General features: G+C 71.8%; 13 protein-coding genes. 7 read left to right on the top strand and 6 right to left on the bottom strand.

Going from position 1 to position 15,340, the window contains the following annotated elements; genetic code table 11:
* Window positions 1–114: 114 nt before the first annotated feature.
* The gene (gene pstB / locus AB0B28_RS05415; RefSeq protein ID WP_360116946.1) at window positions 115–936 is read left to right on the top strand and encodes a phosphate ABC transporter ATP-binding protein PstB; all 822 of its coding nucleotides are present in this window, start codon (window positions 115–117) and stop codon (window positions 934–936) included.
* A gap of 55 nt (window positions 937–991) precedes the next feature.
* Here pstB and AB0B28_RS05410 read toward each other — a convergent pair whose 3' ends face one another.
* Window positions 992–1,945, bottom strand: a complete 954-nt coding sequence (locus AB0B28_RS05410) for a hypothetical protein (protein ID WP_360116883.1) — start codon at window positions 1,943–1,945, stop codon at window positions 992–994.
* Window positions 1,946–2,102: 157 nt separating this feature from the next.
* Window positions 2,103–3,548, bottom strand: a complete 1,446-nt coding sequence (locus tag AB0B28_RS05405; protein WP_360116880.1) for an aldehyde dehydrogenase family protein — start codon at window positions 3,546–3,548, stop codon at window positions 2,103–2,105.
* Between the two features lie 173 nt (window positions 3,549–3,721).
* Between AB0B28_RS05405 and AB0B28_RS05400 the strand changes: the two genes are divergently transcribed.
* Entirely contained in the window at window positions 3,722–4,423 is a 702-nt protein-coding gene (locus tag AB0B28_RS05400; protein WP_360116877.1) for a hypothetical protein, read from the top strand.
* A 289-nt stretch (window positions 4,424–4,712) separates the two neighbouring features.
* On the opposite strand, the gene AB0B28_RS05395 is transcribed toward AB0B28_RS05400, so the two are convergent.
* Together AB0B28_RS05395 and AB0B28_RS05390 are read right to left on the bottom strand one after the other, a co-directional pair.
* Complete coding sequence (locus tag AB0B28_RS05395) at window positions 4,713–4,961, bottom strand: DUF3073 domain-containing protein (RefSeq protein ID WP_360116874.1); 249 nt, start codon at window positions 4,959–4,961, stop codon at window positions 4,713–4,715.
* A 271-nt stretch (window positions 4,962–5,232) separates the two neighbouring features.
* Window positions 5,233–6,303 (bottom strand): Glu/Leu/Phe/Val dehydrogenase dimerization domain-containing protein, encoded by a 1,071-nt coding sequence (locus AB0B28_RS05390; protein ID WP_360116871.1) that lies wholly within the window; start codon window positions 6,301–6,303, stop codon window positions 5,233–5,235.
* A gap of 150 nt (window positions 6,304–6,453) precedes the next feature.
* Between AB0B28_RS05390 and AB0B28_RS05385 the strand changes: the two genes are divergently transcribed.
* The 4 genes from AB0B28_RS05385 (at window position 6,454) to AB0B28_RS05370 (ending at window position 10,072) form a co-directional block, all read left to right on the top strand.
* On the top strand, window positions 6,454–7,287 hold the full coding sequence (locus AB0B28_RS05385) for a hypothetical protein (protein ID WP_360116868.1): 834 nt from the start codon (window positions 6,454–6,456) through the stop codon (window positions 7,285–7,287).
* Window positions 7,288–7,496: 209 nt separating this feature from the next.
* Entirely contained in the window at window positions 7,497–7,718 is a 222-nt protein-coding gene (locus AB0B28_RS05380; RefSeq protein ID WP_360116865.1) for a BldC family transcriptional regulator, read from the top strand.
* An 825-nt stretch (window positions 7,719–8,543) separates the two neighbouring features.
* On the top strand, window positions 8,544–9,101 hold the full coding sequence (locus AB0B28_RS05375; protein ID WP_360116862.1) for a hypothetical protein: 558 nt from the start codon (window positions 8,544–8,546) through the stop codon (window positions 9,099–9,101).
* Window positions 9,101–10,072, top strand: coding sequence for a PrsW family intramembrane metalloprotease (locus AB0B28_RS05370; protein ID WP_360116859.1), 972 nt, complete (start codon window positions 9,101–9,103; stop codon window positions 10,070–10,072). Before AB0B28_RS05375 ends, AB0B28_RS05370 begins: the two co-directional genes overlap by 1 nt.
* Window positions 10,073–10,441: 369 nt before the next feature.
* On the opposite strand, the gene AB0B28_RS05365 is transcribed toward AB0B28_RS05370, so the two are convergent.
* Window positions 10,442–11,338: an A/G-specific adenine glycosylase gene (locus AB0B28_RS05365; protein ID WP_360116856.1), complete on the bottom strand. Its 897-nt coding sequence runs from the start codon at window positions 11,336–11,338 to the stop codon at window positions 10,442–10,444.
* A gap of 261 nt (window positions 11,339–11,599) precedes the next feature.
* Here AB0B28_RS05365 and AB0B28_RS05360 point away from each other — a divergent pair, with 261 nt between their 5' ends.
* Window positions 11,600–12,268, top strand: coding sequence for a hypothetical protein (locus tag AB0B28_RS05360; protein ID WP_360116853.1), 669 nt, complete (start codon window positions 11,600–11,602; stop codon window positions 12,266–12,268).
* Between the two features lie 171 nt (window positions 12,269–12,439).
* Here AB0B28_RS05360 and AB0B28_RS05355 read toward each other — a convergent pair whose 3' ends face one another.
* Window positions 12,440–15,322: a BTAD domain-containing putative transcriptional regulator gene (locus tag AB0B28_RS05355; protein WP_360116850.1), complete on the bottom strand. Its 2,883-nt coding sequence runs from the start codon at window positions 15,320–15,322 to the stop codon at window positions 12,440–12,442.
* Between the last annotated feature and the right edge of the window lie 18 nt (window positions 15,323–15,340).

Raw genomic sequence — 15,340 nt, 5'->3', positions numbered from 1 at the left:
TGTCGTGCACCTCGATCGCGTTCGATGAGGACAGGACACGTTAACGGCGGTTGACATTCGGTGATAGGAGCTCGCGTGACCGTGAACGAGACTGGCCCCCGCACCCAGGCCCCCATCGGCGCGCTCGCGCCGCAGGGCCGCTCGGGCGGTTCCACCGCGACTGAGACCGTCATCGAGCTGCAAGGCGTGGGCATCCACTACGGGAAGGCGCACGCGGTCCGCGACGTCTCCCTCCCGGTGGCCAAGAACCAGATCACCGCCATGATCGGCCCCTCGGGCTGCGGCAAGTCGACGGTGCTGCGCTCGATCAACCGCATGAACGACCTGATCCCGGGCGCGAAGGTCTCCGGGAAGGTCACCTACCACGGCGAGGACATCTACGGCTCTGCCGTCGACCCGATCGCGGTGCGCCGCCACATCGGCATGGTGTTCCAGAAGGCGAACCCGTTCCCCAAGTCGATCTTCGACAACGTCGCCTACGGCCTTCGCATCAACGGCATGAAGGACGACCTCGCCGACCGGGTCGAGCAGGCCTTGAGGGGCGCGGCCCTGTGGGACGAGGTCAAGGACAACCTGAAGAAGAGCGCCCTGGCGCTCTCGGGCGGCCAGCAGCAGCGCCTGTGCATCGCGCGCGCGATCGCGGTGCAGCCGGAGGTCCTGCTCATGGACGAGCCGTGCTCGGCGCTCGACCCGATCGCGACCGCGCGCATCGAGGAGCTCATGAACGAGCTGGTGCGCGACTACACGATCGTGATCGTCACGCACAACATGCAGCAGGCCGCGCGCGTCTCCGACGCGACGGCGTTCTACTCCGCCGAGATCGACGACGCGGGCGAGCGGTACGGATTCCTGGTGGAGTTCGACGAGACGCAGCGCCTGTTCTCCAACCCCTCGGACCAGCGCACCGAGGACTACATCACCGGCCGTTTCGGCTAGGCGAACGTGAAAGCGGCGGGCGGCCTGAGGGCCGCCCGCCGCTGTTCGCTCGTCTTTAGACCTCTTCGGCGCAGATGATCGCCGAGGTCCGGCCCTGGGTGTCGGTGATCTGCCAGTACCAGCTGCCGCCGCAGGTCGCGGCCGTCTTGGCCTCCTCCTCGTCCATGGTCACCGGCTCGTCGAACACCACGGTGTCGACGACCTTGTAGGTGGCCAGGTCGGAGGAGCAGTCGACGCTCCACCACTCGGTGGCCTCGTCGAAGCAGGAGCCGGTGTCGGGCGTGTACGGCAGGTGCTCGGGCTCGGCGGGGTCGGCCGCGCCGGTGGCCTGGATGCAGTACAGCGAGTCGGTCGAACCGGACGAGTACACGTAGTGCCAGTTCGTCCACAGTTCGCCGAGGTAGTTGATGCCCCAGTCCTCGCCGCACAGTTCGAGCGCGGGCCCGGGGTCGGTGAGCTTGCCTTCGTCGTCGACGCCGATGGAGACGTCGTAGGACTGGGCGGTGATCTCCCAGAACGCGGTCGACGCGGAGCAGTCGACCAGTTCGAGGCCGTCGCCGTAGCCGTCGTCGGTGATGACCGGCTCGTAGGGCAGGCACTGGCCGACCTCGGAGTTCGCCTCGGTCTCGGAGGTGACCTCGTCGTCGGGGGTGGTCACGTCCTCGGACGCGGACTCGGATTCGGAGGTCTCCTCACCGGCGAGGTCGCCCTCGTCGTCCTTGTTGAGGTTCATGAACACCAGGAGGGTCGCGCCGAGCACGAGCACGGTGACGCCGACGATGATGCCGCCGATGAGCGCGAGGTTGCGCCTGGGCGGCTCGGGCGGCAGGCCCGGTGCGCCGTAGGCGGGGGGCTGCTGGCCGGGTGGCTGCTGGCCGAACTGCGGCGCGCCGTAGGGCTGCTGCGGCTGGCTCCCGTACGGATTCTGGCCGCCGTTCGAAGGCTGCCCGAACCCGTAGCCGGGCGTGTTCGGCTGGTCCGGAGGACCGTAGTTGGGAGGGACCGTCATAAGGCCACGCTATAGCGGGCCGTCAACCGCGATCAGAGAAAGCCTCGGATTCGATGGGGGAAATCGCAGTTGACAGGCCCGGTGCGGCTCCGATTGCCCCGGCTTGTCACGGGTGCGGCAGTGACGCACGCGACCTTTCAGAATCCCACCGGTGTGGTCAGAGGGTGTCGGGCAGGACCAGCACGCGCTCGACGGTGTAGTCGAGCATCGCCGAGCGGACCCCTTCGCGGCCCACGCCGGAGGCCTTGACGCCGCCGTAGGGCATCTGGTCGGCGCGGAAGGAGGGCACGTCGCCGATGATCACGCCGCCGACGTCGAGCGTGCGGTGGGCGAGCATCGCCTGCGGCAGCGACTCGGTGAACACGCCCGCCTGGAGCCCGTACCGGGAGTCGTTGATCGCAGCGAGGCCTTCTTCGAAGCTCTCGACGCTGGCCAGGACCAGCACCGGTCCGAAGACCTCTTCGCGCAGGACCTTCGCGTCGGCGCGCACGTCGGTGAGCACGGTCGGCTCGATGGAGGCCCCGTCGCGCGGGCCGCCGCCGCACAGGACCTTCGCGCCCTCGTCCACGGCCTCCTCGATCCAGGATTCGACCCGGGCGGCCGCGTCGGCGCTGATGAGCGGTCCGACCTTGCACGCAGGGTCGTTCGGGTCGCCCGAAGGGAGCGCCTTGACGCGTTCGACGATCCGGTTCGCCATGTCGGCGAACGCGGGGGCCTCGATGAACACCCGCTGCACCGCGATGCACGACTGTCCGGCCTGGTAGTTGCCGAACATCGCGATCCGCTCGGCGGCCCAGTCCCGGCCGGGGTAGTCGGCGGCCACCAGTGCCGCGGCGTTGCCGCCCAGTTCGAGTGTGACGTGCTTGCCGGGGATGCGCCGCAGGATCTGCTGGCCCACCGGCCCTGAGCCGGTGAACGAGACGACCGGCAGGCGCGGGTCGTCCACGAGCTGCTCGGCCCGGTGGTTGGGCACCGGCAGCACCGAGAGCATCGCGCCGGGCAGGTCGGTCTCGGAGAACAAAGCGCCCAGGTGCAGGGCCGACAGGGGCGTGGCCGGGGCCGGTTTGAGCACGATCGGGCAGCCCGAGGCGATCGCCGGGGCCACCTTGTGGGCGACCAGGTTGAGCGGGAAGTTGAACGGGGTGATCCCCAGGACCGGGCCGCGGGGGAAGCGCCGGATGAGGGCCATGCGCCCGTCGGCGGCCGGGTCGGTGTCGAGCCGTTGCGCCTCGCCGCCGAAGCGGCGGGCCTCCTCGGCGGCCCAGCGGAACGTCGAGACCGCCCGCTTGACCTCCACGCGCGCCCACGAGATCGGTTTGCCCGACTCGGCGGTGATGAGCTCGGCGCACGTCTCGGCCTCTTCGTCGAGGCGGCGGCGCACGTGTTCGAGCGCCTCGGCCCGCACATGCGCGGGCAGCGCCGCGCTTTCGGCCGCGATCGACTTCGCGGCGGCCATCGCGGCCTCCACCTGCCCGGCGGTGGCCCACGAGGTCGCGCCCACCGGCGACTCGTCGAACGGATGGGTGACGAAGAACTCCTCCTCGCCGTGCTGAGGGCGGCCTGCCACCCAGATCGGCGAAACGGGACGGAGACGTTGCGACATGGCTCCAGCCTACGGGTTGGGGGCCGATCGCCGCTGCCGTTGGGTGGCGCGAATCCGTCCGCGCGAACGCGATCGCCCCTCCCGCACCGGATCCCTGGTGGGAAGGGCCCGAACGGGGTGAGCGCCGCACAACCCGGATGCGCCCGTTTGCCCGTCCAAGGCATGATGAGGGCATGAGTGAACAGCAATCAGGTGCGGGGTATCCGCAGCAGCCCAGTCAGCCCCAGCAGGCCTATCAGCAGCAGGCCTACGCCTCGCCCCAGGCGCAGTACCAGGCCCAGCAGCAGTACGCGTACGCGCAGCCGGCCGGCCCGTCGCTGTTCGACAAGCTCGGCGTCCCCGCCGTCCCGGCGATCCTCGGCCTCTCGGGCCTGGCCGCGCTGATCCTCGCCGGTCTCATCGGCGGCACCAGCTCCGGCAGCGCCGACACCGCCGAATGGGCGGACCTGGACACGTCCGACCTGTCGAGCTATGTGCTCGGCCAGATCAGCGTCGACCTGCTCTCGATCCTCGCGGCGGTGATCGGCGGTTTCGCGCTCGTCCTGTTCACCGGTGAGAAGCTGCGGAACCTGTGGAAGGTCGTCGTCCTCGCGGGCGCCTCGCTCTTCGTGGCGAAGACCCTGTTCTACGTCCTGGCCCTGCCCGACCGCGACTCGGCCTCCGACGCCTCGGCCTGGATCGCCCTGCTCCTCCTCGTCGGTGCGTACGGCCTGTTCACCGCCGGCGCGCTCTTGGTACCCGGGAAGGGCGGCGAGGCTCCGCAGCCCGCGCAGCCGCAGGGGTACCCGACCGGTCAGCAGCCCGCGGTCCAGCCGCAGGCCCCGCAGGCGCCCCAGGCCCAGCAGCAGCAGTGGCCCCAGGCGCCCCAGCAGTAACCGCGCTCCGGGGTGCGTCCGGTGCACCGGACGCACCCCAGGCAGCCGAAACGGCGGCGAGACCTCATCGGTCTCGCCGCCGTCTCTTGTCCGTGGCTGGTGGTCCGTGCGGGAAGCCTGCGCGCCCGGCCTCCGCGTCAGCGTCCTCGCGCGAGCGCGAAACGCACAGGCGCCTCGAAAGGCACCTGTGCACGCTGGATGTGGAGGTTGCGCGGGTGGATCGGCGATGCGGCCCGCCTGGCTCACGATCGGGCCTGGAACGGTGCGCGAGCACCGTTCGCAAGCGCCGTCAGCCGGCTAACTGCTTCTTGTTCGGCGGGAGCCAGTCATCCTCGCGGAGATCGTCTTCGCCTCCGTCGTACCGATCGGCGTAAGCGTCATAGGGGTCCGGCTCCTCTTCAGGAGGCTCAACGTCGACCTCTACCTCGCGACCACTGGAAAGCTCGCGCTCGAGCGCGCGAATGTCAGTGTTCGGAGTGTGGTACTTGAGCTTACGGGCCACTTTGGTCTGCTTAGCCTTAGCTCGGCCTCGCCCCATACGGCTCGACCCCCTCGCACAGAAATCATCGGGGCGGCCATTGAGGCGCCCCGGAATGCTTGTAATCTCTTCGTGGGTCCTACGGTACAACCTCGCGGCGTCAGACCGCATCCCGGCCCATGAGTTGGGTGCCACAGATTACCGGCGATGACCACCAGATCGGGACGAACGTCCGGACTATTCGTGAGATTCGTTCTCACTGTCCGGATCGTAACGACCACTTTAAGTGAGCGCGGCGGACGGCTCCCGAGCCGCCCGCCCACGCGTACGTCTAGCGGAAGGTCCGCACCCGCTGGAGGCGGCCGATCGCGGCCATGCGCTCCTCGGCGAGCGCGTCGGCCGCGGCCACCGGCGTCACGCCCTCGCCCTTGGCCCGCTCCAGGATCCGAGCGGTGGTCGCGAAGATCCCCGCGGTGCGCCGCTCGGCCCGCTTGAAGTCGAACGCGCCGTCGTACTCGTCGGCGACCTGGATGACCCCGCCGGAGTTCACCACGTAGTCGGGGCAGTAGAGGATGCCCGAGCGCTCCAGCTCGTCCGCGATCCCCGGCTCGGCGAGCTGGTTGTTCGCCGCCCCGCACACGATCTCGGCGTCAAGGGTCTTGAGCGAGGCCTCGTTGAGCACCCCGCCGAGCGCGCACGGCGCGTACACGTCGATCCCGGCGCCGATGAGCTCGTCGGTGCCGTCCACGAGCCGCACCTGCGGGTGGTTGGCCGCGGCCCACGAGAGCGCGGCCGGGTCCACGTCGCACGCCACGACGTCGGCACCGGCTTCGAGCAGGTGCGGGATGAGGTGGCGCCCGACCTTGCCGAGCCCGGCCACGCCCACGGTGCGACCGGTCAGGTCGACCGCTCCCCAGCGGTGCTGCGCGGCCGCGCGCATCGCCTGGAACACCCCGAACGCGGTCAGGATCGAGGAGTCCCCGGCCCCGCCGGACTCGGGGCTGCGGCCCGAGACGTGGCGCGTCTCCCGGGCGATGTGGTCCATGTCCTCGACATAGGTCCCGACGTCGCACGCGGTCACGTACCGCCCGCCCAGCGACTCCACGAAGCGCCCGTAAGCCCGCAGCAGCGCCTCGGACTTGTCGACGCCCGGGTCGCCCCAGATGACGGCCTTGCCGCCGCCGTGGTCGAGCCCGGCGATCGCGTTCTTGTACGACATCCCCTCCGACAGGTGCAACACGTCGGTCAGGGCCTCCTCCTCGGAGGCGTACGGGTAGAAGCGGGTCCCGCCCAGGGCCGGACCGAGCGCAGTGGAGTGGATCGCGATGATCGCTCGCAGACCCGAATCGGGGTCGTGGCAGAAGACGACCTGTTCGTGGCCGCTGGCGTCGAAGATGCTCATGGCTTGCTCTCCAGTTCGTGTCACGGGGGATCGGCCCCGGAGATTGGCCGGGGCCCCGCCCCGAGGGGGCGGCCGGGTCTCGGCCGACTCGTCTCGCGTAGCGCGGGTATGCCTACGCCCCCAGCATAGGACTATGGAAGTATCTGCCTCGTGTACGCACCGAACGCGTCCTATCTGCGCGTCTACGAGCCCGCGGCGGCGCTGCCCGACGCCGATTACTGGCGCGCGTACACCGCCTCGGGCCGCGCGGTCGACCCGCTCGAAGGCCCCCGGCTGCGCCGCGAGGCCCTGTACGAGCGCATCGGCTGGCCCTGGCGCGGGGTGCCGAGTTTCCCCCGCGAGGCGTACGTCATCGACCGCGGGCCCGAACTCGACCCGCTCGTGTGCCCCTGGAACCTGCGCTACCGGATCGCCTCGGCCGCTTTGGAAGTCAAGCGGCTCACCCCCGAGGCGGTCGCCGAGGCGCTGTTCCCCCCGGAGTTCCTCGCCTCCGCCGAGGAGGTCGTGGCCCTCGACGAGGGCGCCGACCGGCACGAGGCCCCCGCCGACGCGCACGAGCACGTCGCGTCCTGGTCGGTGCCGCTGCGCTGGTTCGCGTGCGTGCGGCCAGAGGACCGCGAGCTGGTGATCGGGCCCGGCCACGTCCAGTTGCGCTACCGGACCCCGATCGCGCGCTCGCGCACCGACCTCGTGGTGGCCCGCAACCTGGTCCGCGCCGAGTTCGGGGAGGCCGACTTGGCCGAGGCGCTCGCCGAGACCGGGCGCTGGCTCGACGGGTTCCACCGCGACTCGGTCGTCGAGCTCGACTACGGCGGGCTGGTCTCGCGCCTGAGCGAGGACGAGCTGCGCGACGAGGACTCGGTGGACGTCACGTGGCAGGCCCTGGATCATCTCCGCGACTCCGAGCCCGAGGAGGCGCAGGAGTGCTACGCGCGCCTCATCGACCGCTGGCGTGATCGTCGTCTCGCCGAACGGTTGAACTGACCCGGTTCCGGTCCTTCGCCGCGCCAAGGCTTCTGCCTGGGGTTTCGCTTGTGGACTGATCACTCGGCTGAGTGAACCGAGCGGAAAGTCCAAGCAAAATCGGCCGTTCGGCCTATGTCGGACACCTAGGACAAGCCGGACGATTGGAGAAGGAACGAATCAAGGCTCGGCGCCGGTGATTCGCAGCCCGTGTGTGGAGGAGAAGAACGATGACGACAGACCTCAACCTTCCGGTGGAATCCGAGGCCCTGCTGACCCCCTCTGAGGTCGCCGCGATGTTCCGCGTCGACCCCAAGACCGTCACCCGCTGGGCCAAGGCCGGCAAGATCTCGGCCATCCGGACCCTGGGCGGCCACCGCCGTTACCGCGAGTCGGAGATCCGCTCGCTCATCAACGGCGACATCCCCGCTCAGCGCGAAGCCGCGGAGTAGCACCCGGCCCTCGCGGGCCGAAGGAACACCACCGAGGACGGCGCCGCCGAACAGGCGCCGTCGCGAGGAAACACCAGTGGAAACCGGCCGGACCACCCTTCCGGCCACCGACAGATCGAAGCCGCGGACGTCGGCGCCGCGGCGATGCCGATCACAGTGGAAGCGGGCCCTCCCTCAGGGCCCGCCCCCATGTCCAAGGCCCGCAGAGCGATCGGCCCGCTGCGAAATCCCGCCCCTGCACGAGCCGTACCCCGCGCTCGGGCGTGTCGCCACGCAAGCCCCCCCCGGTTCAAATGATCCCGCGAGCCACCGACACTCGCCGCCGCCGACCGCCCCGGTCCTCGCCCCCATGTGCGAGTGTCGCTCGCTTCGGGGCGATGTCGTACCTTCGCGCGATCATTGCAATCGGGGGCAGTCGAGTTGCGACACGCCCGACCGCAGGGACCAACCCCCGCACCCGGGCGTGTCGCCACGCAAGCCCCCCCCGGTTCAAATGATCGCGTGAGCCACCGACACCCCGCCGCCCGCGAGTGTCGCTCGCTTCGCGGCGATGTCGTAGCTTCGCGCGATCATTGCAGTCGGGGGCAGTCGAGTTGCGACACGCCCGACCGCAGGGACCAACCCCCGCACCCGGGCGTGTCGCCACGCAAGCGCCCCCGAATCAATCATCGCGCGAGCCACCGACATCCCGCCGCCCGCCCGTCGGCTCGGAACCCGCCCCGCTTCCGTCCGCTTCGCGTTTGCGAATCGCGGGCGGTTGGTTCGTCCGGCCGATTGGGCGACGTTCCCGATGCGTCCGCGCGGACGGCATGCCACGCTTGAGGCGTGACCCGCACTAGAAGCCTCGCCGTCGCCGCCGCGGTGTTCGCCGTGGTCGTGTTGTTCGCCCTCGGCGTGCCGCTGCTCAACAAGGCCGTGTCGCCCACGATCGACGTGGGCGGCGAGACGTTCGACCTGGCCGGAGTCACCATCGTCGCCCCCGAACAGACCCTCATGCGCCCCGGCTTCTACCAGCCCGGTTCGGGCCGGATCGAGTTCCTCGTGGGCGACGCCGAAGTGGACATCGCCGTCGCCGGTCCTTACGACTTCGACGCCGAGTACCTGGCCGAGGAGATGGCCCGCCTCCTCGAGACCCAACCGGGCGTGCGGCTCACCGACCCGCGCGCGTGCGACGCCGACGGCGTCGAGGGCGCGGGCCGCAGCTTCGTCACCGAGACCGGCGCGGGCTTCGCGTGCGCGTTCGTCCACGGCGACATCCGCGCCGAGGTCACCGCCACCGTCTCCTCGATCGGCTCCGGTTCGGGCGTCGCCGCGTCCCTCAGCTCCCGCACCGCCGAACGCGTCGACGAGCTCATCGCCCAGCTCGACTTCGAGACCGCCTGATGCGCCCCGACCCCACCTCCCCCACCCAGTGGACGGCCGCGCTGCTCATCGGCGCGGCCCTGATCCTGCTGCTCTACAACACCCTCCCGGTCGCCCTGGCCTACCCCAAAGCGGGCACCGCGGCCCTGGTCCTGTTCGCGCTCTTCGCGGTCCCGTTCTGGTGGCTGCGCGGCCGCCTCGCCGACCACCTCACCCTCCCCGCCGCCGCCCCGCTGCTCGGCCTCGCCTGGGGCGCCACGGTGGCGGTCATGACCTCCCTGTTCGGTTCCCGGGCCCTCTACGGGCTCTTCGCGACCGCTTGGGGCCCTTCGTGGGCCGAGCGGTGGTCGCCGGTCCTGGCCGCGCCCGTGGTCGAGGAGATCGTCAAGACCGCCGGGGTGGTCCTGGTGGTCGCGATCTTCTGGGGAAGGGTCCACGGGGTGCTCGACGGCGTGGTCCTGGGCGCGTTCTGCGGCGTGGGCTTCCAGATCGTGGAGGGCTACGCGTTCGCCATGTCGAGCACGGTCCTCAACCGCGCCGGGGACGTGGTCGAACCGGTCATCGCGGTGTTCATCGTGCGCGGCGTGCTCGCCGGGCTGTGGAGCCACGCGATCTTCACCGCCATCGCCGGGGCCGGCGTGGCCTACGCGGCCACCAGGCGCACCCCGCGCTCGGTCGGGGTCGCGGCCCTCGCGCTCGCGGGCGTCACGTTCCTGCACGCGGTCTGGAACTCGCCCCTCCTGCGCGACGGCCTGGGCCTGGGCGCGCTCGGCGTCCTCGCGGGCGTCCTGCTCAAGGGCCTGCCCGCGGTACTGGTGCTCTGGTGGATCGTGCGCTGGGCCCGCAGGAACGAGCCCCCGGTCGCCGAGGCGAGCCTTCGTGAGGCCGAGGAGCACGAAACCCCCGGCCGCCGGGGCGGCCGAGGGTTACCCGGTGGCGGTGCGGGAGTGCACCGCCGCCTTCTCACGCGTAGCAATGCCGCCGAGATCTGAGCGCGCGGTACCCCGGCGGCATTGCAGTTGCCCGGTCGCGTGCGCCGCAGCGCCCGCTCACGCCGGCCCGCTTCGTGCGGTCGGTCCGCGGTCGACGCGACGGTAGTTGGCGCGAGCCGCGTCGTCGTGTTCCGGCCGACCGCTCGGGGGCGGCCCGCGGTAGGCGATCCGGTCCCGGCACCGGTGGTGAGCCGGACCCGAGGGTCCGCCCGATGCCTCGCTCGGTGACGGAGCGAGGTTCGACCCGGGACCGCCGATCCGAGGATCGGCGCCGACCGAGCATCATCAAGATCAGCGCTTCAACGCATGACCACTGGATGCTTCATGAAGTTCTCTCAAATCCCACGCTAGCAGCGGCCGGACCGTTTGTCACCGACTCGGGAGTTCGAACCGCCCCGATTCGTCGGTGCCGATCAGACCCTCCGCGAGCAGCTGCGCGACCGCCTCGGCCCGCATCCGCTCGTCGGGCCACACCGCGTCGACCCTCGCCTGCTCGACCGGCCCGTCGGCGTCCCTGAGCAGGGCCATCACCTCGCCCCTCACGTGGCGGTTGGTGCCCTTGTAGCGCTGGCGTTTCCGGCTGGGGCCCTCGGGGATCTCCTGCCCGGAGAACGCGCACGCGTCCGAGACCGGGCAGGCCCCGCACTCGGCCTTGCGGGCGGTGCACAGCAGCGCGCCGAGCTCCATGAGCGCGAGCGAGAGCCGCGCCGCGGTCGGCGCGTCGGCGGGCAGCACCGCTTCGGCCGCGACGAGGTCGGCCTTGGTGGTGGCCGCCCCGGCGTCGCTGCGCCCGCCGAGACGGGCCACGACGCGGCGCACGTTGGTGTCCACCACCGCATGACGCCCGCCGTAGTGGAAGACCGCCACGGCCGCGGCCGTGTAGTTCCCGATCCCCGGCAGTTTTTCGAGTTCGACCGGGTCGGAGGGCACGACCCCGCCGTGCTTCTCGGCCACGATCGCGGCGCACTCCTGGAGGCGCAGTGCTCGCCTGGGGTAGCCCATGCGGCCCCACATCCGCAGCACCTCGGCGGTGGGCGCGGCGGCGAGGTCGGCGGGCGTGGGCCACTTCGCCATCCAGGCCTCCCACACCGGCGCGGCCCGCGCGACTTGGGTCTGCTGGCTCATGACCTCGGAGACGAGCACGCCCCACGCGGTGGTGCCGGGCCTGCGCCAGGGCAGCTCCGTGCGGTTGTTGGCATCGAACCAGGGGAGCAGGCGTTCGGCGAGGAGTTCGGGGGAGGGAAGCCCCTCGGGTGCGGCGCGCATGCACCCATTGTGGGGTGCGGGTCCGACACGACCCCCGCGGGGGCGAATCCTATAGGATATATCCTATAGGATCTGGATTTGTGGCAGCGCTGCGCGGAGTCCGGAGCGATGGGCCCCCGGTAAATACCCTGACATGGGGGTCCGACATCGAACGGTGCCGAGGAATGTTCGCGAGGCGAGGTCGGTGGGGTGAGGAGCGCTCGGGGGATGCTTCGCGTGTAATTCCCCTCGCGGAGCGTCCGGCTGCGTTAGCGTCCCGGCGTGCAGGGTTTCAAGGGCAAGTTCGTGAAGGGCAGCGAGCCCGAGTCGGTGTACTGGAAGCGGCGGGCCATCGTGGCCGCGGCCGTGCTCGCTGTGGTGCTGGTGATCGTGTTGGGGCTCAGCGCCCTCGGCGGCGGCGACGAGGAGAGCCCGCAGGGCACCGAGGCCGCCGCGACCGCCGGGGAGTGGGAGGCCCCCTCGCCGACTTCCACGATCCAGCGGCCCTACATCCCCGAGACCCCCACCGCCGAGCCCACGAGCGAATCGCCCTCGCCCACCGAGCCGGAGGTGGTCGCGTGCGAGCCGGGCGAGCTCATGCTCCAGGTCGTGGCCGCGTTCGACGAGGTCCGCTCAGGCGCCCAGGTCCCGGTGAGCGTCCTGGTCGCCTCGAGTGCCGACACGCCCTGCCTGGCCGACCTCAAACAGGTCGCCGTCGAACTCGCCTCCGGCAAGGACGTGGTCTACTCCAGCGCCCACTGCGAGACCCCCAAGGGCGAGGAGGTCGAGCTCAGCGGCGGCCAGGGCCAGACCGTGGAGATCACCGTCGACGGCCTCGCCTCCGAGGCCGCGTGCGAAGGCGCCCGCCGCGAACTGCCCGCCGGGGACTACGAACTCACCGCCCGCCTCGGCGACGCCGTTTCCTCGCCCACGGCCCTCAAACTCACCTGAACGCGCTCCTAGGGGGTGTTCACGAACCCCCACCGGCCGCTAGCGGGCCCATTCGCCCGCTCGCTTCGTTGTCGGCCTTCCCGATCCCGGTGTTGGATCGGGAAGGCCTTCGGCCTCCCGAGCGAACGAATGGACTCCGATACCGACTCGCCGCGAGTTCCCAAACACCCCCTAGAGGGCATCGAGCCTGGCGCGGACGGCGTCGGCGTCGGGATGGTCGAGTTCGTCGAAGAGCTCCAGCGCCCGCAGCCATGAGCGCCGGGCCCCGGCCAGGTCGCCGATCGCTCGCTGCGCCTCGGCGAGGCCGTCGAGGATGGTCGCCTTCTGCGCGGGGAGGTCGAGGTCGCCGAGCAGGTCGAGGGCGAGCCGGTAGCGGGCGACGGCCTCGTCGTGGCGCCCCAGGCGCCGCAGCGCGTAGCCGAGGCTGTCGAGCGTGGCGATCTCGCCGAAGCGGTCGCCGACCTCGGCCATGAGGACCAGTGCCCGTTCGCAGTGGTCGAGCGCCTGAGGGTACTCGCCCAGGAGGGCGTGGAACCATCCGATCGAGTTGAGTGCGCTGGCCTCGCAGGCGCGTTCGCCCGCGGCCGCGTAGAGCGCGAGCGCGCGGCGATTGCAGTCGAGCGCTTCGGCGTACCGTTCCTGGCTCTGGTGGACGTGGCCGCGTCCGCGGAGGGCGTGGGCCTGTCCGACCAGGTCGCCCAGTCGCGCGGTGTCTTCCATCGCCCGGTCGAGGTGGGCGTGCGCGTCCGCGAAGCGGCCCAGCCGGGTGCAGGCGTAGCCGAGGAAGCGGTGTCCGCTCGCCTGGGCCGCGAGGTCGCCGGCTCGGCGGGTCGCCGCGAGCGCGGTCTCCCAGACCGCGGCCAGGTCGTGCCAGCGGCCGTGCCGGTCGAGGTGGGTGGGCAGGCCCCACGCCAGCCGCCAGCATTGGCGGTCGAAGCCGTGCGCGGCGGCGTGCTCGACGGCGGCGAGGAGCACCTCGAGTTCGGCGGCGAACCAGTCCTGGGCCGCTTCGGCGTCCGGGGGCGTCGCGGGGGCGACGTCGGTGGGGTCGAGGTCGAGCGGTGTGCGGGAGGGGTCGAGCCGCCGGTCGGCGGCGTGGGCGGAGTGCACGTAGTAGTCGAGCATCCGGTGGCGCGCTCGGCGGCGGTCCTCGTGGTCGTCGTGGGCCTCGGCGAGTTCGGCGGCGTAGGCGCGCAGCAGGTCGTGGAAGGCGTATCGCCGCGGTCGCGATTCGATCAGGAGCACCGCGTCGGCCAGTTCGGTCAGCAGCGCGGTGGTCTGGGGGAGCGGGAGGCCGGCGAGCGCGGCGGCGGCGTCGGGGGTGAGGTCCGGTCCCGGGTGGAGCCCGAGGAGCCGGAACAGCCGGGCGGCTTCGGGGCTGAGCGCCTGGTACGACCAGGAGAACACGGCGCGGACGTCGACGGCGGGGTCGGGGTCGGCGAGCGCGTCGAGCCGGGTGTCGACGTCGTGCAGGTCCTTCGCCACGGCGGTGAGTGGGAATTCAGGTCGGGCGGCGGCGCGCGAGGCGGCGACGGCGAGGGCCAGGGGCAGGCCCGCGCAGGTGTCGATGATCTGCCGCAGCGCCGCGGGTTCGGCGAGCGCGCGTTCCTCGCCCAGCCTGAGGGCGAGGAGGCGCTCGGCTTCGGCGGGGGTGAGCAGGTCGAGCGTGATCGGTTGCGCGCCTTGGACGAGGAGGCCGGAGAGCCGGGCCCGGCTCGCGGCGATGACGAGGTTGCCGGGGCCGCCGGGGAGCAGGGGGCGGACCTGGTCGGCGTCGCGGGCGTTGTCGAGCACGAGGAGCGCGCGCCGCCGCGCCATGAGGCTGCGGTATAGGCCCGCCTGGGCTTCGCCGTCGGCCGGGATGCGCGAGTGCGGGACGCCGAGGGCGGTGAGGAGTGTGCGCAGGGCCTCGGTCGGTCGCACGGGCCGGTGGGTGGGGTCGAAGCCGCGCAGGTCGAGGAAGAGCTGGCCGTCGGGGAAGCGGTCGGCGACGCGATGGGCCCAGCGGACGGTCAGCGCGGTCTTCCCGATCCCGGCGGTCCCGGTGAGGACGGCGACGGGGACGACGCCGGGGTGTGCGGCGGTGTGCCCCGACAGCAGCTCGTCGAGTCGGGCCAGTTGCGGTGCGCGGCCGGTGAAGTGGCCGGGTGCGGCGGGGAGCTGTCGGGGCACGACGCCGAGGTCCGGCGGGGGTTGAAGCGCTCCCAGCGCATGGGGGCGCGTGCCGGTCGGCTCGCTGGCGGGCTGGGGGTCGGCCGATCGCGCGGCTTCGCGGCGGGCGGTGGGGGTGTTCGCGACGGCGTCGTCTTGGCGGAGGATCCGGCCGTGCAGTTCCTTGAGTCCGGGTCCGGGTTCGACGCCCAGTTCGTCGGCGAGGCCGCGCCGGGTCCGGTCGTAGACGGCGAGGGCGGCGGCGGGGTTGCCGGACCGGCACAGGGCGAGCATCCACAGCCGTACGAGGTTCTCGGCGAACGGGTGCTCGGCGACCGCCGCGGCCAGTGGCCCCGTGGCCGCTTCGTGGCGGCCGAGCCGCAGTTCGGTCGCGAACAGCTCGGCGAGGATCGTCACGCGTTCCTCGCGCAGCGCTCGGCGCTGGCGTTGGGCCCAGTCGCCGGGCAGGCCCGCCAGCGGCTCGGCCGTCCACAGTGCGGCGGCTTCGCGCAGGAGCGGGGCCGAGCGCGCCGGGTCGGCGGGGCGGCCCGGGAGCGGCCGGGCGCGCTCGGCGAGGGCGCGCGCCCGGTGGAGGTCGATCGTGTCGGGGTCGACGTCGAGCAGGTAGCCGCCGTGGGCGCGGCGCAGCGGCTGGTCGGCCGGGCCCGCTTGGAGGGGCCGCAGGCGGGCGCGCAGTCGCGAGACGAGGCTGTACAGGGTGGCGCGGACGTTGTCGGGCGGCTGTTCGCCCCAGACGCGGTCGATGAGGGTGTCGCTGCCGACGGGGCGTCCGACGTCGACTGCGAGGGCGGCCAGGACGGCCCGCTGCCGGGGTGGTCCGAGGTCGATCCGGGCCGGTCCGCGGCGCAGCTCGACCGGGCCCAGGATGCGCAGTTCGGGCATGGCGTCTCCAGTGTGCGG

The sequence above is a fragment of the Glycomyces sp. NPDC046736 genome, from assembly GCF_040645615.1.
GTDB lineage: Bacteria > Actinomycetota > Actinomycetes > Mycobacteriales > Micromonosporaceae > Glycomyces.
Note: the sequence above shows the minus strand (reverse complement) of the source record. Positions and strands in the feature narration are given on the sequence as shown.